Source organism: Sulfitobacter sp. 1A13353 (assembly GCF_043557255.1).
Lineage (GTDB): Bacteria > Pseudomonadota > Alphaproteobacteria > Rhodobacterales > Rhodobacteraceae > Sulfitobacter > Sulfitobacter faviae.
The window spans coordinates 85,200-108,668 of record NZ_JBIFFS010000006.1; the positions used below are offsets into that span (position 1 = coordinate 85,200).

Annotated in this window: 19 protein-coding genes; 9 read left to right on the forward strand and 10 right to left on the reverse strand. The window is 63.8% G+C overall.

Annotation, left to right across the window (positions count from 1 at the left end):
- Positions 1 to 124: 124 nt before the first annotated feature.
- The 8 genes from ACGYLO_RS14995 to ACGYLO_RS15030 form a co-directional block, all read right to left on the reverse strand.
- Positions 125 to 1,624 (reverse strand): replicative DNA helicase, encoded by a 1,500-nt coding sequence (locus tag ACGYLO_RS14995; RefSeq protein ID WP_067268251.1) that lies wholly within the window; start codon positions 1,622 to 1,624, stop codon positions 125 to 127.
- Positions 1,625 to 1,774: 150 nt separating this feature from the next.
- Positions 1,775 to 2,452 carry an orotate phosphoribosyltransferase gene (locus tag ACGYLO_RS15000; RefSeq protein WP_067268253.1) on the reverse strand — a complete coding sequence of 226 codons (678 nt, stop codon included), beginning with the start codon at positions 2,450 to 2,452 and terminating at the stop codon, positions 1,775 to 1,777.
- Between the two features lie 55 nt (positions 2,453 to 2,507).
- Positions 2,508 to 3,539 (reverse strand): dihydroorotase, encoded by a 1,032-nt coding sequence (gene pyrC / locus ACGYLO_RS15005; RefSeq protein WP_271687109.1) that lies wholly within the window; start codon positions 3,537 to 3,539, stop codon positions 2,508 to 2,510.
- Between the two features lie 46 nt (positions 3,540 to 3,585).
- Positions 3,586 to 4,545: a phosphoadenosine phosphosulfate reductase gene (locus ACGYLO_RS15010; RefSeq protein WP_271687110.1), complete on the reverse strand. Its 960-nt coding sequence runs from the start codon at positions 4,543 to 4,545 to the stop codon at positions 3,586 to 3,588.
- A 143-nt stretch (positions 4,546 to 4,688) separates the two neighbouring features.
- Positions 4,689 to 5,384: an FkbM family methyltransferase gene (locus ACGYLO_RS15015; protein WP_331618811.1), complete on the reverse strand. Its 696-nt coding sequence runs from the start codon at positions 5,382 to 5,384 to the stop codon at positions 4,689 to 4,691.
- 3 nt (positions 5,385 to 5,387) lie between these two features.
- The gene (locus ACGYLO_RS15020) at positions 5,388 to 7,742 is read right to left on the reverse strand and encodes a glycosyltransferase family 2 protein (protein ID WP_271687111.1); all 2,355 of its coding nucleotides are present in this window, start codon (positions 7,740 to 7,742) and stop codon (positions 5,388 to 5,390) included.
- Positions 7,742 to 8,368, reverse strand: a complete 627-nt coding sequence (locus ACGYLO_RS15025; protein ID WP_271687112.1) for a sulfotransferase — start codon at positions 8,366 to 8,368, stop codon at positions 7,742 to 7,744. Before ACGYLO_RS15025 ends, ACGYLO_RS15020 begins: the two co-directional genes overlap by 1 nt.
- Positions 8,365 to 9,384, reverse strand: coding sequence for a glycosyltransferase family 2 protein (locus ACGYLO_RS15030; protein WP_276154417.1), 1,020 nt, complete (start codon positions 9,382 to 9,384; stop codon positions 8,365 to 8,367). Before ACGYLO_RS15030 ends, ACGYLO_RS15025 begins: the two co-directional genes overlap by 4 nt.
- 185 nt (positions 9,385 to 9,569) lie before the next feature.
- Here ACGYLO_RS15030 and ACGYLO_RS15035 point away from each other — a divergent pair, with 185 nt between their 5' ends.
- Together ACGYLO_RS15035 and ACGYLO_RS15040 are read left to right on the forward strand one after the other, a co-directional pair.
- Complete coding sequence (locus ACGYLO_RS15035; protein ID WP_271687114.1) at positions 9,570 to 10,478, forward strand: MoxR family ATPase; 909 nt, start codon at positions 9,570 to 9,572, stop codon at positions 10,476 to 10,478.
- 4 nt (positions 10,479 to 10,482) lie between these two features.
- Positions 10,483 to 11,742, forward strand: a complete 1,260-nt coding sequence (locus ACGYLO_RS15040) for a VWA domain-containing protein (RefSeq protein WP_271687115.1) — start codon at positions 10,483 to 10,485, stop codon at positions 11,740 to 11,742.
- A gap of 211 nt (positions 11,743 to 11,953) precedes the next feature.
- Here ACGYLO_RS15040 and purL read toward each other — a convergent pair whose 3' ends face one another.
- Together purL and ACGYLO_RS15050 are read right to left on the reverse strand one after the other, a co-directional pair.
- The gene (gene purL / locus ACGYLO_RS15045; RefSeq protein WP_276154851.1) at positions 11,954 to 14,113 is read right to left on the reverse strand and encodes a phosphoribosylformylglycinamidine synthase subunit PurL; all 2,160 of its coding nucleotides are present in this window, start codon (positions 14,111 to 14,113) and stop codon (positions 11,954 to 11,956) included.
- Positions 14,114 to 14,396: 283 nt separating this feature from the next.
- Positions 14,397 to 15,308: a LysR family transcriptional regulator gene (locus tag ACGYLO_RS15050; RefSeq protein WP_067260717.1), complete on the reverse strand. Its 912-nt coding sequence runs from the start codon at positions 15,306 to 15,308 to the stop codon at positions 14,397 to 14,399.
- Between the two features lie 169 nt (positions 15,309 to 15,477).
- Between ACGYLO_RS15050 and ACGYLO_RS15055 the strand changes: the two genes are divergently transcribed.
- The 7 genes from ACGYLO_RS15055 (at position 15,478) to ACGYLO_RS15085 (ending at position 23,409) form a co-directional block, all read left to right on the forward strand.
- On the forward strand, positions 15,478 to 18,894 hold the full coding sequence (locus ACGYLO_RS15055; RefSeq protein WP_271687117.1) for an indolepyruvate ferredoxin oxidoreductase family protein: 3,417 nt from the start codon (positions 15,478 to 15,480) through the stop codon (positions 18,892 to 18,894).
- Positions 18,895 to 18,951: 57 nt separating this feature from the next.
- Entirely contained in the window at positions 18,952 to 19,824 is an 873-nt protein-coding gene (locus tag ACGYLO_RS15060) for a lysophospholipid acyltransferase family protein (protein ID WP_276154414.1), read from the forward strand.
- A 9-nt stretch (positions 19,825 to 19,833) separates the two neighbouring features.
- Entirely contained in the window at positions 19,834 to 20,643 is an 810-nt protein-coding gene (locus ACGYLO_RS15065; protein ID WP_067260710.1) for a glutamate racemase, read from the forward strand.
- 38 nt (positions 20,644 to 20,681) lie between these two features.
- Positions 20,682 to 21,710, forward strand: a complete 1,029-nt coding sequence (gene argC / locus ACGYLO_RS15070) for an N-acetyl-gamma-glutamyl-phosphate reductase (protein ID WP_271687120.1) — start codon at positions 20,682 to 20,684, stop codon at positions 21,708 to 21,710.
- A complete protein-coding gene (gene ccmE / locus ACGYLO_RS15075) occupies positions 21,707 to 22,150 on the forward strand; it encodes a cytochrome c maturation protein CcmE (RefSeq protein ID WP_067260705.1) in 444 nt (147 codons plus the stop codon). Before argC ends, ccmE begins: the two co-directional genes overlap by 4 nt.
- An 81-nt stretch (positions 22,151 to 22,231) precedes the next feature.
- On the forward strand, positions 22,232 to 22,843 hold the full coding sequence (locus ACGYLO_RS15080) for a holin-associated N-acetylmuramidase (RefSeq protein ID WP_271687121.1): 612 nt from the start codon (positions 22,232 to 22,234) through the stop codon (positions 22,841 to 22,843).
- The gene (locus ACGYLO_RS15085; protein ID WP_271687122.1) at positions 22,834 to 23,409 is read left to right on the forward strand and encodes a holin family protein; all 576 of its coding nucleotides are present in this window, start codon (positions 22,834 to 22,836) and stop codon (positions 23,407 to 23,409) included. Before ACGYLO_RS15080 ends, ACGYLO_RS15085 begins: the two co-directional genes overlap by 10 nt.
- The last annotated feature ends 60 nt before the right edge of the window (positions 23,410 to 23,469 follow it).

The window sequence follows — 23,469 nt, forward strand, 5'->3', positions numbered from 1 at the left end:
GGCACGCACATCATAGTTGAAAGATAAAGTGGTACCGAACTTTTGTTGCATCGCCCACCCGCGGGCAGGCGATGGCCCTAGGTTCTTTAAAATCGTTCCTCAGGGAAAACGGAAGGCTCTCCCCTCAAAACTCCTGATCGTCCCCGCCGCCCTGCTGCCAAGGCTGCACGAGGTTGCCGAAGCGGGTGAACTTGCCCTCGAAGCTGAGGTCCACCGTGCCAATGGGCCCGTGACGCTGTTTGCCGATCACCACCTCGGCGCGGCCGTGCAGACGCTCCATCTCTTCCTGCCAGACCGCCATCTTGTCGAGCTCGTGATCGCCCGGCTTCTCGCGTTCCTTGTAGTATTCCTCGCGGTACACGAACATCACCACGTCGGCGTCCTGTTCGATCGAGCCGGATTCCCGAAGGTCCGAGAGCTGCGGGCGTTTATCGTCGCGGCTTTCCACCTGACGCGAGAGCTGCGACAGGGCGATCACCGGGATGTCGAGTTCCTTGGCGATGGCCTTGAGGCCCATGGTGATCTCGGAAATCTCGTTCACCCGGTTCTCGGATTTGCCGGTGCCGCGCACGAGCTGGAGGTAGTCGATGATCAGCACGTCGAGGCCGTGGGTCCGCTTCAAGCGCCGCGCGCGGGCGGCAAGCTGGCTGATCGGCAGGGCGGGCGTGTCGTCGATGAAGAGCGGGCAGGCCTCGAGCGCCTTGGCGGCATCGACGAAACGGCGGAACTCTGCCTCGGTCATGTCGCCCGAGCGGATCTGGTGGCTGGGGATCTCGGCGGCTTCCGAGAGAATCCGCGATGCAAGCTGTTCGGCGCTCATCTCGAGGCTGTAGAAGCCCACGACGCCGCCGTCGATAGCACCCTCGGTGCCGTCGGGCTTCATCCCGCGCTTGTAAGCCTTGGCCACGTTGAAGGCGATGTTGGTGGCAAGCGAGGTCTTACCCATCGAAGGGCGCCCGGCGAGGATCAGAAGGTCAGAGCGGTGCAACCCGCCCAGTTTCTTGTCCATGTCGATCAAACCGGTGGAGACGCCGGAAAGGCCGCCATCCCGCTGGTAGGCGGCATTTGCCACGTTCACCGCGTCGGTGACGGCCTTCAGGAAGGACTGGAAGCCGCTTTCGACTTGGCCCTGTTCGGCCAGCTTGTAAAGCTCCTGCTCGGCCTCAACGATCTGCTCGCGCGGCTCGGAGGAGACATCGACCTGTGCGGCCTTGGCCGAGATGTCGCGGCCCAGCTGAATCAGATCCCGGCGCACGGCGAGGTCATAGATCATCTGCGCGTAGTCACGCACGGCGAAGGCGCTGATCGCTGCACCGGCGAGACGGGCCAGATAGGCCGGGCCGCCCAGCTCCTTCAGCCCCTCGTCGTCTTCCATGAAGGCCTTGAGCGTGACCGGGGAGGCAAGGTTGTTCTTGGCGATCCGCTGGGCCGCGATGTCGAAGATGCGGGCGTGGACCGGCTCGTAGAAGTGCTTGGGCCCGATGACCGAGGCGACACGGTCGTAGACGTCATTGTTAGTCAGGATCGCGCCCAAAAGCTGCTGTTCGGCCTCGATCGAATGCGGCATCGATTCCGGTGCCTGCACGGCCAATTGGTTCGCGTTCAGCGATGTAATCTCGTTCATGACCTCACCCATTTCTACCCAGATGGACCTCATAGCCAGTGGGTGCGTCCGGCGCAAATTGTATCTTTTGTGGATATCTTTACCGACAAAAGGCCCCACCACATTTTGCCTTGTGGTGGGGCCTTCGGTCAACATCTTGCGAAAATTCGGTTAACTTTTGCGGGATTCCTGCCAATCGCGCGGGGCGTTCAGGAAGGCTTCGACCTCCGTCAGCGTGGCGGCGTCAAAAGCCCCTTGGGCGCGGGCCTCGGCTAGCACGTCCCACCAGGTACAGAGCGCGTGGAGCGTAACGCCATGGTCGCCAAGGGTCTTTTCGGTCTGGGGGAAGATGCCGTAGTGGAAGATCACCGCCGTATGGGCGCAGGTCGCCCCGGTTTCGCGAATCGCGTCGACGAAGCTGAGTTTCGAGCCGCCATCGGTGGTCAGGTCTTCGACCAGCAGCACGCGTTGGCCCGGCGTCATCTCACCTTCGATCCGCGCGTTGCGACCGTAGCCCTTGGGCTTCTTGCGGACATAGGTCATCGGCAGGGCCATGCGTTCGGCGACCATGGCGGCAAAGGGGATGCCCGCCGTCTCGCCCCCGGCGATATTGTCGAAGGCCTCAAAGCCCGCGTCGCGCATGACGGTGACGGCGAGGAAATCCATCAGCGTGGACCGGATGCGCGGGTGGGAGATCAGCTTGCGGCAGTCGATATAGGTGGGCGACGGCAGGCCAGAGGCCAGCGTGAAGGGCTCCTCCGCGTTGAAATGCACCGCGCCGATCTCTAGCAGCATGCGTGCGGTGAGGCGGGCCATTTCTTGGGGGCTTGGGTGGCTGGTGGGGATCATGGCAGGCGTCCTTGGGTGGGGAGAGGTCGGAGCGGTATTTAAGAAAGGATGAAGATCAGGTGGTCCAGTGCAGATCGAAACCGGGGTCGAAGACCGTGACCGGGCCGTCGGGCGTGTCGATGCTGTCGGGGTGTTGGGGCGCTTCCCGGCGTAGGGTGATCTGTGTCTCGTTTGGCGGCAGGCCGTAGAAGGCGGGGCCATTGAGCGAGGTGAAGGCTTCGAGCTTGTCGAGCGCGCCGTCTTCTTCGAACACCTGAGCGAGGATCGCCATCGTGTTGGGCGCGGTGAAACAGCCCGCGCAGCCGCAGGGTTGCAGCTTGGCGCCATCGGTATGGGGCGCGCTGTCGGTGCCGAGGAAGAAGCGCGGATCGCCAGAGGTGGCCGCTTGGCGCAGGGCGCGGCGGTGGGTCTCGCGTTTGGCGACTGGCAGGCAGTAATAATGCGGGCGGATGCCACCGGCGAGGATGTGGTTGCGGTTGATCACGAGGTGGTGCGTGGTGATCGTGGCGGCAAGACCGCTGTCGTTGCTGCGGACGTAGTCGGCGGCCTCGGCGGTGGTGATATGTTCCATGATCACGCGCAGCGCGGGGTGGGCGCGGCGGATCGGGTCGAGCACACGGTCGATGAAGACGGCCTCGCGGTCGAAGATGTCGACCTCGCTGTCGGTGACCTCGCCATGGGTGCAAAGGGGCAGGCCGATTTCGGCCATCCGGTCGAGCACCGGCGCGACATTGTCGAAGTTCGACACGCCGCTGGCGGAGTTGGTGGTGGCGCCTGCGGGGTAGAGTTTGACGGCGTGGATCAGCCCCTCGGCATGGGCGAGGGCGACATCGTCGGGGTCCGTCTCCTCGGTCAGGTAGAGGGTCATCAGGGGCGTGAAATCCGCGCCCTCGGGCAGGGCGGCCATGATCCGGTCGCGGTAGGCAGCAGCCTGGGCGCCTGTCACCACAGGGGGCACGAGATTGGGCATGATGATGGCGCGGGCAAAGTCGCGGGCGCTGTGCTGGACCACGGCGCGCAGCATGTCGCCGTCGCGCAGGTGCAGGTGCCAGTCATCGGGACGGCGGATCGTGAGGCTTTGTGTCATGGGCGCGGGGCTAGCACAGAGCGGGGCCGCGCGCCAGATTGAAAACCTATCCGGTGGCGGTCGCGGCCTCGGCCACGCGGGCCTTGCGTCTGGCGCGGATGCGTTCGAGGCGGCGGGCAAAGCGGGGGGCTTTCATCCGGGCCGAGACATTGGCGCAGAGCGCTTCGAGCAGCAGTTCGCGCCCTTGGGTGTTGATCGCTTGGCTGAGGTTGCGCAGATAGGGCAGGTAATCGCGCCGCGCGCGGTAGAGGGCGGCGAAGCGGGTTGCGTCCAACGTGCCCTCGGCGGCGGCTTGCAACAGCGGGTCGAGCTGGTCGATCTCAAGCAGGTCGGTTTGCAGCGCATCGCCCATGAAGGGCATCCGCAATTTGGTGACATTGGCACGGGTGAAGAGCGCCGCATGCATCGCGTCGAGCCTCTCGCGCGGGTCATAGAGGACGAAGACCCGTTCGGCGGCGTCGAGCATATCGGGCGCATAGCCATAGCGCGACGTGAAATCGAGGATGCGCATATCGGCGAAACGCTCATCCCATTCGGTGATGCGCGGGTTCAGCGTGGCCTGCGGTTGGATCGCCACCACTGCCGCGCCGGGCGCGGCCACGGAATAGGCGGCGGCAGCATAGGCGCAGGGGCCCGCGCCGTAGAAGAGCACTTGATCGAATTCGTCGAAGAAGCCGTCGTCAATCAGCCGGTCGAAATAGGCATAGACCTCTTCGGCGCGGAACCATGTGTCACCGTCGCTGGCAAGGCACAGATGCGACCAGTCGTGATTGCGCACCATGTCCCAGCCCAAGGGCTGCGCCTTGTCAGAGAGCGCATGCATGCCTTGGTAGGTCTCGAAGGTGACGAGCAGGGTCGTCTCACGCTCGATGAAGGCGGAGAAGTGGCTTTTGCCCAGAGATTGGAAATAGCCGTCTTCTTCGGCGACGGCCTCAATCGCGCGCAGCCATTTGCGTTTGGGCATATCGGCCAGTGAGCTTTCGATCGTGGGCGTCTCGCGCGGCATCGGGCATCCTCGGGCTTGTCGGGGCGGGGCAGAACCGCCGTTTCAGCTGGGTGTAGCCGGATATTAGGGCGAAAATGCGGAAAATCCGTGAGAAATTGAAGAGAATGTGACGGTTTTCCGGGGGCGCGGTTGTCGAAGGCGCGTTACCACCTACGGCGGAAAGCCACGACTTTGTTGTGCGAGCCGCGGTGATAATAGGCCATGCCCGCCTGCATGAAGGCGGCGAAGACCTTGTTGACGCCATCGGGGCCGATCCATTGCGGGTGCAATTCGATGATCGCGGCGCGGAGGGTGTCGAGGGGCAGGGTGGGAATGAGATCGACCTCGGCCCCTTCGATGTCGCAGATCAATACGCTTGGGGTGAGATCGGCAAAGACTTTAGCCGCGTCGAGCACGTCGATCTGATGGGGCTCAGGCGGGTCTTCGTCTTTGAAACGGGTCAGGGAAGACGACAGGATGCGGTCGCGCACATAGAAATCCGCCTTGCCGGGGGCGGGGCCGAGGATCGCGTTGGTGACATGGGCGTTGGACAGCCCGTTGGCCGCGTGGACCCGCCGGACATAGGGGATGAGGTTGGGGTTCGCCTCAAAGCTATGGACTGAGGCGACATTGCGTTTGCTGGCCACCAGCGTCGACATATAGCCAACCCCGCCGCCCAGTTCGATCACCCTGTCGCCTTCGCGGACGACGCGCAGCGCAGCCTCACTCTCCTTGGCTTCATAGGCGTTCTGTCGCAGCAGCTTGCGGATCCGCCCGCGCAGGATCGCCGGATCGTCGGGAAACTTCATGCCGCGGGAGTGGATGAAATTGGGTTCAGACGGGGGCGCGGCCTGTGTCACGGCTCAGCTTTCCATATCGAGGGCAAGGGCATAGGCGGCCCGCTCTGTCGCGGTTAACTTGATGTTAAGCGCTTGGCGGTAGAGATCGCGGAACTCCGGTGTCTGGCGCAGGTCTTCGGCCTTGGCGCGGTGCCAGTCGAGGCCCGCTTGGTGATGTTTGCGGAGTTGGGCGTCGGCGAGGAGGTGGTCCATCTCGGCGCGCAGACGGGGCAAATTGCGCTGGATCGACAGGTCGCGGTGGTCATTCCAGTCCATCCGGATCCAATAGTTGATCCCGATGGAGCGGTCGACGTGAAGGGCGCGCCCGCGCTGGCGTTTGATGAGGAAGGAGTCGGCTGACCGGAGGGCATAATGGTTCAACTGTAGCAGATCATAGCCGACGTTGCTGCGCGAGGACCGCCAGCCATTGCGCAGCGCATCACGTGTCATGCCGTGGCCCGCACCGTTGACCCATTTGACCTCGGATACCGCGGCCTCGTCCAATTTGTTTGGTCGATGGCAGGACAGTCTGCCATAGGCGCCGAGGTTGCGGAACATCGTTTTGAACCCCCATGCGGTATGGGGTTTGGGGCAAAAGCTCGGCGCGCAGTGGTTGAATTGGTCGATCACGGGGGCCTCCGACAGGGCGGTCACGCCGTTGTGGCCGAAGAGGCGCCACGTCATCGCGATATTCGTGGCCTCGGGGGCGGCGGCGAAGAAGTTTTCGAGCCTGCCGTTGCCGGTGCGGATGTTGACGAATTCGTCCACATCGATATGCGCGATCCATTCCGCTTGGCGGACGAGCGGTTCCTCCAGCGCTTGGTTCAGCGCGTGTTGTTGGGGGGAGTTGCCTTTCCAATCGTCGTTGTTGCGGTGCTGGAGAATGCCCATGTCTTGCAGGCGCCCCAGAACGGCATCGGTGCCGTCGCTGCAATCATTGGTGTAGATCAGGAAGTTATCGAAGCCCACGGCGCGGTGATAGGCGACCCATTCGACGATATAGGGCGCTTCGTTTTTCATGCAGGCGACGATGACATTGCCGCTGTTGCCGGGCGGCAATGCGCGCGGGGGCACGGCGGTATAGGCGGGCGCGGGCTCGTCTTCGCCCGCAGGGGCCGCGCCGTTGTGGGGGCGGAAGGGGCCGCGCAGAATGGTTTCGTGGTTGACCTTTAGCCGGGTGAGGAGCCGATCATTGGCCGCGCGCGTCTCTTCGGGGGCGTCGGGATCGTGCAACAGCGCCTCGAACCTCGCGGCAGAGCGGCGGGCCTCCTCGGCATCTGCGCGTTTTTGCGCGAGCGGGGTCGCGGTGCTGCGGATGCGGTGGGCGAAGGCGGCGAGGTATTGGGTGGCGCGAAAGCCGAACTGGGGGTCGGCTTCTTGCCACGGAGCCTCGGGCGCGTCGGGGGTAAGCGCCTGATCCAGCGTGGGAAAACGGGCGATGAGTGCGGCGTTGTCGCGGGCGAAATGGTCGGAGATCACGGCGAGGCTTCCGGGTTTGATCACGGGGCCGCCGATTTGCAGCGCCTGCAACATCTGGCTCCATGTGCTGCGCGGGCAGGCGAGGTCATGGGCCTGTTGATAGCGGATCAGAACATCGTTGAACTGCCGCATCCGCGTCAGCCAAGGCGCGGGCAGGGCCGCGAGGGCGCGCCCGGGATCGACCGGGCCGAGGGGCGTGGAAAGGCCCAAGCTCTCGGTGATCTCCGTGGCCCCGGACTTGGACATAAGATGGGGCAGGTCAAGCGGGCGAAACGTAATTTTCTCTGCGCCGAAGGCGGCGGCCCAATGGGCGTGCAGCGCTTGATAATCGAGCCAAAAGGGCGGGGCTTGCACCTCGGGGAAAAGGCCGAAATCCGGGGCGGTCTCTCTCTGAGCAAGCGCGCCATGCCACCAGTCGTCGCGCTCGGCCAAGGCCAATTCCTGCGTCAGCGGATGACGGCGGCTTTCGGCCACGGCAAAGCCGTAATGTGCGACCAGCGTCCGCGCCTGTTCATCCAGATGCGCGACCACGCGGATGTCGTCGAAATAGGGGCGCAGCAGATCGTGTAGGGCGCGCAGCTCCTCGGGCCGGGACAGCAGATTGCCCAGTTGCGCCGCGCTCAGCACCACATGATCGGCGCGGGTCGCGGCCAGCTCATGGGGGATCAGCGCGTGAAATTCATCGCGCAGGGTCGTGCCGATCAGGGGGCTGTCCAAGCCGCGGCGGTGCCGTAGCAGACCCACCGCTTCCGGGGCGGCGCAAGCGGCATAGAGGCGGACGTGGTTCCAGTCAGCGGCGAGAACCCCCTCCTTGAGCAACGCGTTCTTTTGCTGTTGCAGGATGTTGCGCAGCCGGGCGGCAGCGCGTTCGGTCGGACCGATGAAGAGGGTCAGCCGCATCACCCGGCCTCCGCCTTGCCGGTGTTGCTTTGGCCCCACCACGGCAAGTCGATCTCAAGATAATCCGCGATCTTGTCGCGCGCCTCGGGGTCTTCGATGTCGAACTCCAGAAAGTTGGCACAACCGGCGAAGACGCGGCGGCAGAAGGCGAAATGTCCTTCGATCCACCGGGCAAGCTCGGCCTCGTCGCGGCCAAAGCCGCGGGGCAGCCCCGGCACATCGGCCTGCGGCAAGCGTCGGCGGCCCAGATTATTCCAACGCATCATGCTGTTGGCCGTCTTGGCCGGATCACGGTGCGAAAGCAGAAACTTGACCTCGGGGTGGTGGTGCTGGATGGCGCTCAGCACACCCCAATCGGTCTGCGGCCAAAGGCTGCGGTCATGGCGCACGGCGCTCATCTCATTGATCACGTCGAACTCATGCAGCCGCGCCAGCGGGTCGCCACTGGCAAAGAAATCGGCATAGATGATCCGCCCTACATGCGCGCCGGTGATCTCGGGCGAGTTGCTTTGGCCCTTGCGAATGCGCCAATCCGCGACCTTGAGCCCGGCGTGGCGCAGCGCATCCGTGAGCGTGGTGGTGCCGGTCTTGGGCAGGCCGAGGTTGACGATCCGCGGCCCCGTCATGTGAGGCCGATCTCGGCGCGGATCCGCGCCTCGGCGGCGCAGAACGGGCTGGCTGCGCGCAGTTGCGCCTGCATCGCGCGGTAGCTCGGATCGGTCAGCAGCGCGTCGCGGCGGGCGCGGTGGGCGGCCACGGAGGCGGCATGCAGATCGGCGACGCCGGGCAGCGCTTTCAGGCGGTCGATTTCTTCATTCAAGGCGGGCAGGTAGCGCTGAATCGAGCGATCCTCCCAAGCTGCATCGTTCCGGTCGCGCCAATAGCTGTCATCAAAAGCGCGGTGTTCGCGGTTCACGTCGCCACGGTCGTTCTTGACGAGATAGCTGTCGAGCGAGCGCAGCGCGTAGTGGTTCAGCGTGGCAAAGCGCCGTGCGCCGCGAGCGGGAAAGGCGCGGATGCGGCGTTTGGTGGCGGCACTGCGGAAGGGCTTAGGCACCTGTCGGCCTGCGCCATCGGTCCAATGCGGCTGGTGCTTCGTGTCGTCGTGGAAGGGCCGGTGCGCCCCGTAGTAGCCCAAGGGAAAGTCTTTCCGAACCAAGGTCTTAACCTCAATCGCCGTATCGGCGCACCAAATGTCGGGGTTATGGCTATGGGTGAATTGCCCGATGACGGGGGCGTCGGCAAAATCCTCGACCCCGCCATTGGCGAAGAACTGGAAATGCAGCGAAACGGCCTGCGGGTTGTTGCAGGCCGTGATCAGGGCGGGCAGTCGGTGGTCGCCGACATGAATGTTCAGAAACTCATCCACATCGGCGATCCAGACCCAATCGGCCTGCGTGACGATGGGGTGACGCCGCGCATCCTTGAGCGCCTGCATCTGGTAGTTCCGATTGGTGGCCGGGTTGGGCAGATGGGTGACGAGACCGTGGCGGGCAAGCGCGTCGAGCAGCGCATCGGTGCCATCGCTGCAATCGTTGGAGTAAAATAGGAAATCCGTGACCCCGATCACCCGGTTGAAGGCGATCCATTCCAGCAAAAACGGGCCTTCGTTCTTGACGCAGGTGACAGCGGTGATGCGCATGTCAGACCCCGCCGCGCCGGATCGCGATGATAATGCTCTGTCCCATATCCGCCCCTGTGGCCCCCTTGTTGCCGGAAGCCGTCGTTTATTGCGTGGGACTATGCCAGCGCGGGGAAATCCCGTCAATCTGCCGCCGCGCGGTCTGCCCTCTTGACGGGGCGGGGCGAGGATGCACCACTGGGGCCATGAAAAACATTGATACGATCGACGCGGTCCAAGAGATGCTGAGCGCTGAGGGCTATGTCTGCGACCGCGCGCTTGGGGTCGTGGTGTTCCTCAGCCTCACATTAGGGCGGCCCCTGTTTCTGGAAGGCGAGGCGGGCGTCGGCAAGACCGAGATCGCCAAGGCGCTGGCTGCCGGTCTGGGGCGGCGGTTGATCCGGTTGCAATGCTATGAGGGGCTCGACGCCTCCAGCGTGGTTTACGAATGGAATTTTCCCGCTCAGATGGTGGCGATCCGCACGGCGGAGGCAGGCGGCGGCGCTGACCGGCGCGCACTGACGCAGGAGTTGTTCAGTGACGACTACCTGATCGAACGCCCGCTGTTGCAGGCGCTGCGCCCGGATGAGAACGGCGCCCCGGTGCTGCTGATCGACGAGTTGGACCGCACCGATGCGCCTTTCGAGGCGTTCTTGCTGGAGGCGTTGAGCGATTTTCAGGTGACCATCCCCGAGCTTGGCACGATCCGCGCGCCCGAGCCGCCAATCGTGATCCTGACCTCGAACCGCACGCGTGAGGTGCATGACGCGCTGAAACGCCGCTGTCTTTACCACTGGGTCGATTACCCGGATGTCTCGCGCGAGATGGCGATCCTTGCGGCTCGCGCGCCTGAGGCGGCAGAGGCGCTTAGCCGCGAGGTGGTGGCCTTTGTCCAGCAATTGCGGACCGAGGATCTGTTCAAGAAGCCGGGCGTGGCGGAGACGATTGACTGGGCGAAATGCCTGCTGGCTTTGGATGTCACAACGCTCAGCCCCGAGGTTATCGCCGATACGCTAGGGGCCGTGCTGAAGTATCAAGATGACATCGCCAAGCTGCAAGGCTCCGAGGCGGCGCGCATTCTCGACCAGGCCCGCGCATCGCTGGCGCCTGCCTGAACCGATGGCCGAAGACCTACCTTTGGACCTGCCCGAGGACCCCAAGCTGGCGGGGAATATCACCCATTTCGCCCGCGCCCTGCGCCGGGCGGGGCTGTCAATCGGGCCCGGGCGGGTGGTAGAGGCGGTGGAGGCCGTCGCTGCCGTGGGCTTCACCAGCCGCCGTGATTTCTATTGGACGCTCCACGCCTGTTTCGTGAGCCGCCCCGAACAGGCGCGGGTCTTTGCGCAGATATTCCGACTTTATTGGCGTGACCCGCGCTATTTGGAGCATATGATGGCCGCGATGCTGCCTGCGATCCGCGGCGTGCAAGAGGATCGCCCCGCCACGCCCGCCGAGAAACGCGCGGCAGAGGCCCTGTTGGACGGGGCCGAGGCACCGGAGCGGGAGGACGCGCCTCAGCCCGAGGAGAGTCTCGTCGAGGTGGATGCAAGCCTGACCATGTCCGCGCGGGAGCGGCTGCGGACATTGAATTTCGAACAGATGAGCCTCGCGGAAATGGCTGAGGCGAGACGGATGTTGGCCAAACTCGACCTGCCGGTACCGCCGATGCCAAGCCGCCGCAATGTGGCCGCGGCGCGGGGGCGGATCGATGTGGCGCGCACGATGAAAGCGGCGCTGCGGCGGGGCGGAGAGGCGGACCGGCTTTATCGGAAGACACCGCGCGCGCGCTATCCCAACCTCGTCGTGCTGTGCGATATTTCCGGCTCGATGAGCCAATACAGCCGGGTGATCCTGCATTTTTTGCATGCGGTGGCCAACCGCAAGGGCAAAGGCTGGGCGCAGGTGCATGGTTTCACCTTTGGCACCCGGCTGACCAATATCACCCGGCATCTCGCCACCCGCGATGTGGATGCGGCGCTCGCCGCGGCGGGGGCGCAGGCGCAGGATTGGGAGGGCGGCACGCGCATCGGCGCGGCGCTGGCGGCCTTCAATCGCGACTGGTCGCGGCGGGTCATGGGGCAGGGGGCGGTGGTCTTGTTGATCACCGACGGGCTGGACCGGGACGACCCGGCAGAATTGGCGCGGCAGATGCAGCGGCTACATCTGACCGCGCGGCGGGTGATCTGGCTGAACCCGCTGCTTCGCTGGGACGGTTTCGCGCCCAAGGCGGCGGGTATTCGCGCGATGCTGCCCCATGTCGATAGTTTTCGCGCCGGGCATTCGATTGCATCTTTGGAAGCGCTGGCCGAGGCGATCTCGCGCCCCGATGATGTGGGGGAGAAGGCGCGGATGTTGGCTGGGTTGAACGCAGAGGTTTAGCCAATGAGGGGAGGGCGGAGGGCTGCGGGTCTCTCCAAAACCAGAGGGGTCTCGGACCCACCCTTGATTGATCCCGGCCTGTCACCCGCCTGTCGTCGGTTCAAGCGAAATAGCCGTATCCCCTAAAGGGGCCCCTCGGCGATTTAGCCTGCCCCGCCGCCCTGCGCGCGACCGTTTGGTCTCAAGCAAGGGCGGCTCCGAAACCAGAGGTTCAGGCGAAGGTCTGGGCGAAAGTGGTCCGGTAGATCGTGCGCAGGTCCGACAGGGTGGCGGAGGTGTTGCCGAAGCTGATCTTGTCGCCGCCAAAGGCGCCGACGGCGGTGACCGGTACGCCGGCTTCCTTGCCTGCGGCGATCAAGGTTTCCGCGGCGTCGGCGGTGCAGGCGACGAGGTAGCGGGCTTGGTCTTCGCCGAAGAGGGTGGCGGTGTCTTCGCTTTCGATTTCGACGCCGATCCCTGCGGTTTCAGCCAGCTCAAAGGCCGCGAGGGCGAGGCCGCCGTCGCCGAGGTCGGTGCAGGCGGAGATTTGGCTGGCTTGGGCGCGGATGAATTCGCCGTGGCGGCGTTCGGTGGCGAGGTCGACATGGGGGGCGTCGCCCTCGGCCCGGTCGAAGGCTTCGGCGAGCAGGGCGGATTGGCCGAGGTGGCTGCCAGTCGCGCCGATCAGGAGAGCCACATGGCCGTCGCGCAGTTGGTTGCTGATGACCTGATCGAGGCTGTCGATCAGGCCGACCGCGCCGATGGTGGGCGTGGGCAGGATGCCCTTGCCGTCGGTCTCGTTATAGAGCGACACATTGCCGGAAACGATGGGCATGTCGAGCGCGCCCACGGCCTCGCCGATGCCTTTGATGGCGCCGACGAATTGGCCCATGATCTCGGGCTTTTCGGGGTTGCCGAAGTTGAGGTTGTCGGTCGTCGCCAGCGGTTTGGCGCCCACGGCGCAGAGGTTGCGGTAGGCTTCGGCGACGGCCTGTTTGCCGCCTTCGGTGGGGTTGGCCTTGACGTAGCGCGGGGTCACGTCGGAGGTGAAGGCCAGCGCCTTGTCGGTGCCATGCACCCGCACGATGCCCGCGCCGAGGCCGGGCAGGCGGACCGTATCGCCCATGACCATCGTGTCGTATTGTTCGTAAACCCAGTCTTTGGAGGCGTGGTTCACGGAGCCGATCAGGGCGCGCAGGCCTTCGATGGGGTCGATGCTGGGCGCATCGGTCAGCGCGGCGGCGGCGGGTGTTTCCACCCAAGGTCGGTCGTATTCGGGTGCAGTGGAGGCGAGTTTCGACAGCGGCAGGTCGGCTTTGACCTCACCATCGAGACAGATGAGGAAGCGGTCTTCGGGGAGGGTTTCGCCGACGATGGCGAAGTCGAGGTCCCATTTGTCGAAGACGGCTTTGGCCTCGGCCTCAAGCTCGGGGCGCAGCACCATGAGCATGCGCTCTTGGCTTTCGCTGAGCATCATTTCATAGGCGGTCATATGCGGCTCGCGCGTCGGAACTTTTTCAAGGTCGAGGCGCACGCCGAGGCCACCTTTGTCGCCCATTTCCACGGCAGAGCAGGTCAGCCCCGCAGCGCCCATGTCTTGGATCGAGATCACGGCGCCGGTGGCCATCAGCTCGAGCGTGGCTTCCATCAGGCGTTTTTCGGTGAAGGGGTCGCCGACTTGAACGGTTGGGCGTTTCTCTTCGATGGTGTCGTCGAATTCGGCGCTGGCCATGGTCGCGCCGCCAACGCCGTCGCGGCCCGTCTTCGCACCGAGGTAAACCACGGGCATGCCCACGCCGGAGGCGGCGGAGTAGAAGATCTTGTCGGCATCCGCTAAGCCTGCCGCGAAAGCGTTCACGAGGCAGTTGCCGTCATAGGCTTTGTCGAAACGCACTTCGCCGCCAACGGTTGGCACGCCGAAACAGTTGCCATAGCCGCCGACGCCTTCGACGACGCCGTGCACAAGCTGGCGTGTTTTGGGGTGATCGGGGCGGCCAAAGCTCAGCGCGTTCATCGCGGCGATCGGGCGCGCGCCCATGGTGAAGACATCGCGCAGGATGCCGCCGACACCGGTCGCGGCCCCTTGGTAAGGTTCGATGTAGGAGGGGTGGTTGTGGCTTTCCATCTTAAAGACCAGCGCTTGGCCATCGCCGATGTCGACCACGCCCGCATTCTCGCCCGGGCCGCAGATCACTTGGGGGCCGTCGGTGGGCAGGGTGCGGAGCCATTTCTTGGAGGATTTATAGGAGCAGTGTTCGTTCCACATGGCCGAGAAAATGCCCATCTCGGTGTAGTTCGGCTCGCGCCCGAGGATGTTGACGACCTCGGCGTATTCCTCGGGCGTGAACCCGTGGCTGGCGATAAGGTCGGGCGTGATGGCTGGATCTTGCATGGAAATTCCCCGGCTGGCGCGTTTGCGCCCTCATACAAGGGGAAATGCCGGGGGGGAAGTGGCTTTGGCCGCCTGCAGGCTGAAAGAAGGCGATGGGCCAAAAAAAAGGCCGAGCTAAAAGCTCGGCCAAGTCCAACAGGGAGGTATGAAGCGACGCGCCCTCAGGCTGTCAATCTTCATGATGGTGAAATAGGAGGCAGGGCTGCTCAAATCAAGGCTAATTAACATGGCAAGTCATCATGGCCGATATGCGCCTATTGCATGGCTAGCCATGGGTTGCGGTTTAGCCTTCGCCCTCCACCCGTTCGCGCCATTGCTTGCGGTAGGTAATGATCTCTTCTTGAACGAAATCCTTGAAGGCGGCGACGCGTTTGGATTGGCGCAGTTCTTCTGGATAGGCGAGGTAGACCGGCACTTCGGCGGATTCGATATCGGGCATCACCTGCACGATATGGGGGAAGTCTTGGATCAGGTAGTTGGGCAGCACGCCGAGGCCAAGGTGGTGCACCACGCCTTGGAGCACGCCGAAATAGTTGTTCACCGTCAAAAGCGAGCGCAGGTCGTACATCATTAACTCTTTGACGAGTTGCAGCCCCGCGCCGACCTGATCGCTGTCGGTGTTCTGACAGATCAGCCGGTGATCAGTCATATCCTCCATACGCGCGGGCGTGCCGTGTTTTTCGAGGTATTCCGGGCTGGCGTAGAGGCCCATGCGCACGGACATCAGCCGTTTGCGGACCAGATCGGCCTGGCTTGGTTCTTTCATACGGATCGCCACGTCGGCCTCGCGCATGGGCAGGTCGAGCACGCGTTCTTCGAGCATCAGATCGACTTTGAGGTCGGGATATTGCTCGTAGAGTTTGGGCAGGCGCGGGGCGAGCCAGAGGGTGCCGAAGCCGGTCGTCGTCGTGACGCGCAGCTCGCCAAAAACCTCTTCTTCGCTGTCACGGATGCGCGCCGCGGCGGCGTCAAGGCGTTTGGCCATGGCCGAGGTTGCGTCGAACAAAAGCTCCCCCTGTTCGGTCAGGATCAGCCCGCGCGCATGCCGGTGAAAGAGGTTGGTGTTAAGCTGCTCTTCCAGCCCGCGAATCTGTCGGCTGACGGCGGATTGCGAGAGGTTGAGCTTGTCCCCCGCATGGGTCAGCGACCCCGCATCGGCCACGGCGTGAAAAATTCTGAGTTTGTCCCAATCCATGGCCCGTACTTTCCTTGCCCAGCCTTTCTCCTACCTTAATAGCCGGGAGAAAACAGCACAAACCGTCGCCTGCGGGACTGCCGTTGCGGAATAACTGCTATACAGGTCAGCAACTGTGACCTATAATCCGGGCAATCATGCAAGACTGACGTGCTAGGGAGGGCCCGCCATGACGACGCAAAAGATTTCACTGAACGACCGTTTCGACCTTGAGAAAAGCCCGGTGCTGCTGAACGGCACGCAGGCGCTGGTCCGGCTGATGATGATGCAATCGGCACGGGATCGCGCCGCGGGGCTCAATACCGCGGGCTATGTGACCGGCTACCGCGGCAGCCCGCTGGGGGGCGTGGACCTGCAGATGCAGCGCGCGCAGAAGTTCCTGACCGACTACAACGTGCGTTTCGAGCCGGGGCTGAACGAAGACCTCGCGGCGACCATGCTCTGGGGCAGCCAGCAGGCGGAACTGCGCGGGGAGGGCAAATACGACGGCGTCTTCGGCCTGTGGTACGGCAAGGGGCCGGGCGTGGACCGCACCGGCGACGTGATGCGCCATGCCAACATGGCGGGCACCTCGCCCCATGGTGGCGTGCTGATGGCCATGGGCGACGACCACACCGGCGAATCCTCCACCGTGCTGCACCAATCCGAATGGGCCATGGTCGATGCCTATATGCCCGTGGTCTCCCCGGCCGGTGTGCAGGAAATCCTCGACTATGGCATCTACGGCTGGGCGCTGAGCCGGTTCTCGGGCCTTTGGGTCGGTCTCAAGACCATGAAGGACACCGTGGAGGCCACCAGCGTGGTTGACGGCGATCCGAACCGGATGAAGCTGGTGATCCCTGACTTCGACATGCCTGACGGCGGCCTCAGCATCCGGCTGAACGACACGCCGCATCTGCAGGAAGCGCGGATGATCGACTACAAGCGCTTCGCGGCCGAGGCGTTTTCCCATGCCAACAAGATGGACAAACGCGTCTGGGGCAAGCGCGGCGCCAAGATCGGCTTTGCCGCGGCGGGCAAGAACTGGCTCGACCTCGTGCATGCGATGAGCCTTCTGAACATCGACGCGAATGAGGCCGAGCGGCTCGGGCTCACCACCTACAAGATCGGCCAGACCTTCCCGCTCGACATGCAGGGCTTCCATGACTGGGCCGATGGGCTCGATCTGGTGGTTGTGGTCGAGGAGAAGCGCAAGCTGATCGAGGTGCAGATCAAGGAAGCGCTGTTCAACGACACCCACCGCCGCGTCTATGGCTGGCACAAGGGCGGTGCGGGCATGGAGCATGGCGAAGAGCTGTTCCCCACACGCGGCGCGCTCGACCCCATCCTGATCGCCGAGAAGATCGGCGGCATCCTCTTGGAGGAGGGCCGCGAGACCGATGGCATCCGCGCAGGCCTTGAGGCGCTCAACGAAGCGCGCCGCTCGGACAATGCCGAGGATATCGCGGCACGCCTGCCGTATTACTGCGCGGGCTGCCCGCATAACTCCTCGACCAAGGTGCCGGATGGCTCCCGCGCCTATGCGGGCATTGGCTGTCACTACATGGTGCAATGGATGGACCGCGAGACGACGGGCTTCACCCATATGGGTGGCGAGGGCGCGAACTGGATCGGCGAGGCGCCGTTCTCGAATACCGAGCATGTCTTCCAGAACCTCGGCGACGGCACCTATAACCACTCCGGCGTGCTGGCGATCCGGGCGGCCATCGCGGCGGGCACCAACATCACCTACAAAATCCTCTACAACGATGCCGTCGCCATGACCGGCGGCCAGCACAACGAGGGCGATCTGGACGCCTACCGCATCGTCGAAGAACTCAAGGCCATGGGCGTGAAGAACGTCGCCGTGGTCTATGACCAGAAGGAAGACGTGGACCTTGCCCGCTTCAAGGGCGTGGAGGTGCATGAACGTGCCGAGATGCCGAACGTGCAAAAGGCCTACCGCAAGCACAAGGGCGTCAGCGCTATTGTCTACATCCAGACCTGCGCTGCCGAGAAGCGCCGCCGCCGCAAACGCGGGCTGTTCCCGGACCCCGACAAGCGCGTCTTTATCAATGAAGACGTCTGCGAGGGCTGCGGCGATTGCGGCGTGCAGTCGAACTGCGTGGCCGTGGTGCCGAACGAGACCGAACTGGGCCGCAAGCGCGCCATCGACCAGTCGCAGTGCAACAAGGATTTCTCCTGCCTCGACGGGTTCTGCCCCTCTTTCGTGACGCTGGAGGGCGCTAAGATTCGCAAGGACCCGACAACCGATCTCAGCATTCCCGACCTGCCGATGCCCGACCTGCCCAAGATCGACGGCACCCATAACGTCGTCATCACTGGCGTGGGCGGCACCGGCGTCGTGACCATCGGCGCGCTGCTGGCGCAGGCGGCACAGTTGGACGGCAAGGGCGCGGGCATGATGGAAATGGCAGGCCTCGCCCAAAAGGGCGGTGCGGTGCATATACACTGTCGTCTGGCCGAACGCCCCGAAGATATCAGCGCGATCCGTGTGGCTACCGGCGAGGCGCATGCGCTCATCGGTGGCGATCTGGTGGTTTCGGCTGGCCACAAGACGCTGGGGCTGACGCGCGCCGGGCGCACCGGTGCCGTGGTGAACTCGCACCAGATCATCACCGGCGACTTCACCCGCGATACCGAGTTCCAGATGCCCTATGACCGGCTGAGCCTCGCGTTGGAAGCGCGGCTGAAGGATGACGTGGCGATGTTCGATGCCTCGGATCTCGCCAAGGCGACTTTGGGCGACTCGATCTTCTCCAACATGATGATTTTCGGTGCCGCGTGGCAGCGCGGCCTGCTGCCGCTGACGTTCGAGAGCCTGATGCAGGCGATCGAGATGAACGGCGCGGCGGTGGAGCGCAACAAACGGGCCTTCGAGATCGGTCGCTGGGCCGTGCTCTACCCCGAGGACGCGCGGAAGGTGAGCCAGCCCGACAACGTGGTCGAACTGCCCAAATCGCTGGGGGAGAAGATCGCCTTCCGTGAGAACCACCTGACCGACTATCAGGGCAAGGGCTTGGCCAAACGCTATACCAAGATGCTTAATGGTATCGAGGACCGTGACGTCAAGGCGGCGGTGGCCTTGGGGTATCACAAGCTCTTGAGCTACAAGGACGAATATGAGGTCGCCCGCCTGCTGATCACCAGCCGGGACAAGGCGCGGGCTCAGTTCGATGGCGATTTCAACATGACCTTCCACATGGCGCCGCCGCTGATCTCGAAGATGGGGCCGAATGGCCGTCCGCAGAAGCGCGAGTTCGGCCAGTGGCTCGAAGGGCCGCTGCGGGTCATGGCGAAGTTCAAAGGGTTGCGCGGCACGCCGCTCGATCTCTTCGGCTATACCGCCGAGCGCAAGATGGAGCGTGCGTTGATCAAGCAATATGAGGCCGATATGGCCGAGGTGCTGCCAAAGCTGACCGACCAGACCCGCGACGCCATCGTGGCGCTGGCCGAACTGCCGCTGCAAATCCGCGGCTTCGGGCCGGTCAAACAAGCCAATGAGGCCAAGGCCGCAAAACGGCGCGAAGAACTGCTGGCGGTGATCCGCGCGGGCGGCACGGCCACGGCCAAGGCGGCGGAGTAATATCGCTGTTACATCTCTGCCCTAAAGTGTCCGCCAAGACGACCCTGAGGCCGAGATGTGACCTACGCCCGTGACATAAGCTATGCCCATTCCGCCCGAACCCGGGGCGGGAGGGCGCTCATTCGATTGATGGAAAACACCACGGGCCGTGTTTTCCTGCTGAAACGGGCCGAAGGCTACGAAGATGATCTGGCCGCGGGGCTAGGGTTCTTCGATGCGATGGTGCAGCGCTGTGGTCTGACGCTCGACGTGATGCGCGGCGCTTTGTCGGATATCCCGACGCGGGGGCCGGTCATTCTGATCGCCAATCACCCCTACGGCATTCTGGACGGGCTGATTTTGGGCCATATCCTGAGCCAGACGCGCGGCGATTTTCGCATCATGGCCAATGCGGTTTTCAGCCAAGCGCCGGATCTGGCGCATCATCTGCTGCCCATCAGCTTTGCCGAAGATCGCGCCGCACTTGCGCTAAACCTCGCCACCCGCCGGACCGCGTTGAACTATCTGGCGCAGGGCGGGGCGATTGGCATCTTTCCCGGGGGCACCGTCAGCACCGCCGCGCGGCCCTTTTCGCAGCCGATGGACCCCGGCTGGCGCAGCTTCACGGCGCGGATGATCGCCAAGTCTGACGCCACTGTGGTGCCGATCTACTTTGACGGTCACACCAGCCGCTTGTTCCAGATCGCCAGCCATCTGCACGCCAACCTGCGCATGGGCCTGCTGATCAAAGAGTTCCGTGCCCGTGTCGATACGCCCGTGCGCGTGGCCATCGGCGCGCCGATCCCGCGCGCCACGCTCGACCCTCTGGCGGGGGACGCAAAAGCGATGATGGATTTCCTGCGCAAAGCCACCTATGAGTTGTCACCAAAGCCGGGCCAGTATCAGGGCCTCGGTTACGAGTTTGAGGAACGGCATAGAGCCGACAGGTGACGACAGACCATGGCAGTTGGTATTTTCGATTCGGGGCTGGGCGGGCTGACCGTCTGGAACAAGGTGCAAGAACGGCTGCCGGAGGTGGATTTTGTCTACCTCGCCGACAGCGCCCATGCGCCCTATGGCGTGCGCGACGCCGATGACATCTATGAGCTGACCTGCGCCGCCGTGCAGCGGCTGTTCGATGCGGGCTGCGATCTGGTGATCCTTGCCTGCAACACCGCCTCTGCCGCCGCGCTGCGCCGGATGCAAGAGGGGTGGATCCCGCGCGACAAGCGGGTGCTGGGCGTTTTCGTGCCCTTGATCGAAGCGATGACCGAGCGGCAGTGGGGCGACAACTCCCCCCCGCGCGAGGTGGCGGTTAACCATGTGGCGCTCTTCGCCACGCCTGCCACGGTGGCAAGCCGCGCGTTTCAGCGTGAACTGTCTTTCCGCGCCATCGGTGTGGATGTTGAGGCGCAGGCCTGCGGCGGGGTGGTCGATGCCATCGAAGAAGGCGACATGATCCTTGCCGAAGCGCTGGTGCGCAGCCATGTCGACGCGCTGAAGCGCAAGATGCCCAACCCCGATGCGGCGATCCTGGGCTGCACCCATTACCCGCTGATGCAGGAGGCTTTTCAGGCGGCCTTGGGCGGGCAGGTCAAAGTCTTTAGTCAGGCCGAGTTGGTGGCGGATTCCTTGGCCGATTACCTTGAGCGGCATCCTGATATGACAGGCACGGGTGAGGCGGCTTTTCTCACCACTGGTGATCCCGCCCGGGTGAGCGACCGCGCGACGCAGTTCCTGCGACGACAGATCACATTCACCGCCGCCTGAACTCCAATTACATTTCGTTCCGAACAAGGGGACAGACCATGACCCAGAACATCGCCATTCTTGGCGCCTCCGGCTATACCGGGGCAGAACTCATCCGGCTGATTGCTGGCCATTCTTCTATGCAGATCAAGGCTTTGGGCGCGAACTCCAAGGCCGGCCAGACCATGGCCGAGGTCTTTCCCCATCTGCGCCATCTCGATCTGCCCACATTGGTCACGATTGATGAAATCGACTTTTCGCAGATTGATCTGTGCTTTTGCGCATTGCCGCATAAGACCAGCCAAGAGGTGATCGCGGCGCTGCCCAAAGACCTGAAGATCGTCGATCTTTCCGCCGACTTCCGCCTGCGCGACCCTGAGGATTATGCCAAGTGGTACGGCAATGAACATGCTGCCCTTGAGCAGCAGAAAGAGGCGGTCTACGGCCTCACCGAATTCTACCGCGAAGAGATTGCCGCCGCGCGGCTGGTGGCGGGGACGGGCTGCAATGCGGCCACGGGGCAGTTTGCCCTGCGCCCGCTGATCGCGGCGGGGGTGATTGACTTGGACGATATCATTCTGGACCTGAAATGCGCCGTTTCCGGTGCTGGCCGCTCGCTCAAGGAAAACCTGCTGCATGCGGAGTTGAGCGAGGGCTATCACGGCTATGCGCTTGGCAGCACACACCGGCATCTGGGGGAGTTCGATCAGGAGTTTTCGGCCCTTGCAGGACGGCCCGTGCAGGTGCAGTTCACCCCGCATCTGGTGCCTGCGAACCGCGGCATTCTGGCGACCTGCTATGTCAAAGGTGATGCGCAGGCGATCTATGAGACAATGCAAAAAGCCTATGCCGATGAACCCTTTATCGAAGTGCTGCCCTTCGGCGAGGCGCCCAGCACCCGGCATGTGCGCGGCTCGAACTTCTGTCATATCGGCGTGGTGGCCGACCGCCAGACCGGGCGGGCGACGGTGGTTGCAGCGCTCGATAACCTGACCAAAGGCTCCAGCGGGCAAGCCTTGCAAAACGCGAACCTGATGCTGGGACTGCCAGAAACCGACGGGCTGATGATGGCCCCGCTCTTCCCATGAAGAGCCTCAAGAAACAGCGCCGGATCCAGATCATCGCCGTGGCGGCGGTGGCCTTGGTCCTGTCGACCGCACTGATCGGCTATGCGCTGCGCGACGGGATCAACTATTTCCGCGCCCCGAGCCAAGTCATCGCCGAGCCGCCCGGCCCGACAGAGGTGTTCCGCATCGGCGGGTTGGTCGAAGAAGGATCGCTCAAGCGCGGGCAGGGGGAGCAGATAAGCTTTGCCGTGACCGATGGCGGGGCCTCTGTTCCGGTGGTTTTCACCGGCGTTTTGCCCGATCTCTTTGAAGAGAACCAAGGCATGGTCGGCACCGGCAGCTATGTCGGCGGCGTGTTCGAAGCCACTGAAATCCTTGCAAAGCATGATGAGACCTACATGCCTAAGGAAGTGACGGACGCGCTGAAAGAGCAGGGCGTTTATCGCGAATCCGAAGGCTGACCGCTGCGCAACGCGCGGGGGCGTGAGCATCGGTTAACCAATCCGGCGGAGCCTGTTTGCATGCAAAACAGGAGAGCCGCGATGCAGTCCGTGCGTGAGATCGCCAGCGCCATCGTCGTCCGCGAGGGCGGCTTTGTGAATGACCCCGACGACCCCGGCGGGGCGACGAAATACGGGGTGACGATCCATACCATGCGCCGCTTGGGGCTGGACCTGACCGGCGATGGGGCGGTCGATGTGGCGGATGTGCGCCGCCTTGGCCGCGCGCAGGCGGTGGATATCTTTGTCCGGCATTACTTCAACGCGCCGCGTATCGCCGAACTGCCCGCGCCTTTGCAGCCGAGCGTTTTCGACATGTATGTCAACGCTGGCAGCAACGCGGTGAAAATCCTGCAAAGCCTGCTGCGCGAGATGGGGCAGGACATCACCGTTGACGGAGCCATCGGCCCGCAGACGATCCGCGCCGCCCATGCCGCCTGGCAGGCCGCCCCGGATCATCTGGTGGATGCTTACGGCATCGCGCGGCGCAACTACTACTTCCGCCTTGCTGACCGCCGCCCCGCGAGCCGCAAATACGCGCGCAGCCGGACAGGGGGCAAGGGCGGCTGGATCCGGCGCGCGGAGGAGTTCATCGCGCCGCGCTATCACATGAGCGAGGCCGATTTTGCACGGAGGGTGGCACAATGGGGCTGATCGAACGTATCTTCACGGCAATCTTCGGCGGTGAGCGGAACGTCATCCGGGACACGGTCGAAGTGTTCCGCGAGAATGCCGAGGCCGGAGCGCAGCGCGCCCATGCGGTGCAAGGCCAAGCCATGGCGCAATATGGGGCCGAGTTCGCCCAAGCGCGGCAAGGTGGCTTTGACCGCTTCATGGATGGAGTCAACCGGCTGCCGCGCCCGATGCTGGCGCTCGGCACGCTCGGGCTTTTCGTCACCGCCATGGTCAATCCGCTGTGGTTCGCCGAACGGATGCAGGGCATCGCCTTGGTGCCCGAGCCGCTTTGGTGGTTGTTGGGGGTGATCGTCTCCTTCTATTTCGGCGCGCGGCAGCAGGTGAAATCGCAGGAGTTTCAGCGGGCCATCGTTGGCACCATCGCCCGGGTGCCGCAGGTGGTCGAGAATATCGAAACCTTGCGCGAGATGCGCGCCGACAGCCCTCAGGTGGCCGACACCGGTGCCGACAGCTGTCTGGCCCTCGCCGCGGTCGCGCCGTCGGAGAATGCGGCCCTTGATGCTTGGCGTCGCAGCCGGGGCTGACTGCGACCGATTGACCGTTTTTCACGTTTGATTTGCCATGGCTTAGGGGGCTTCGGCCCC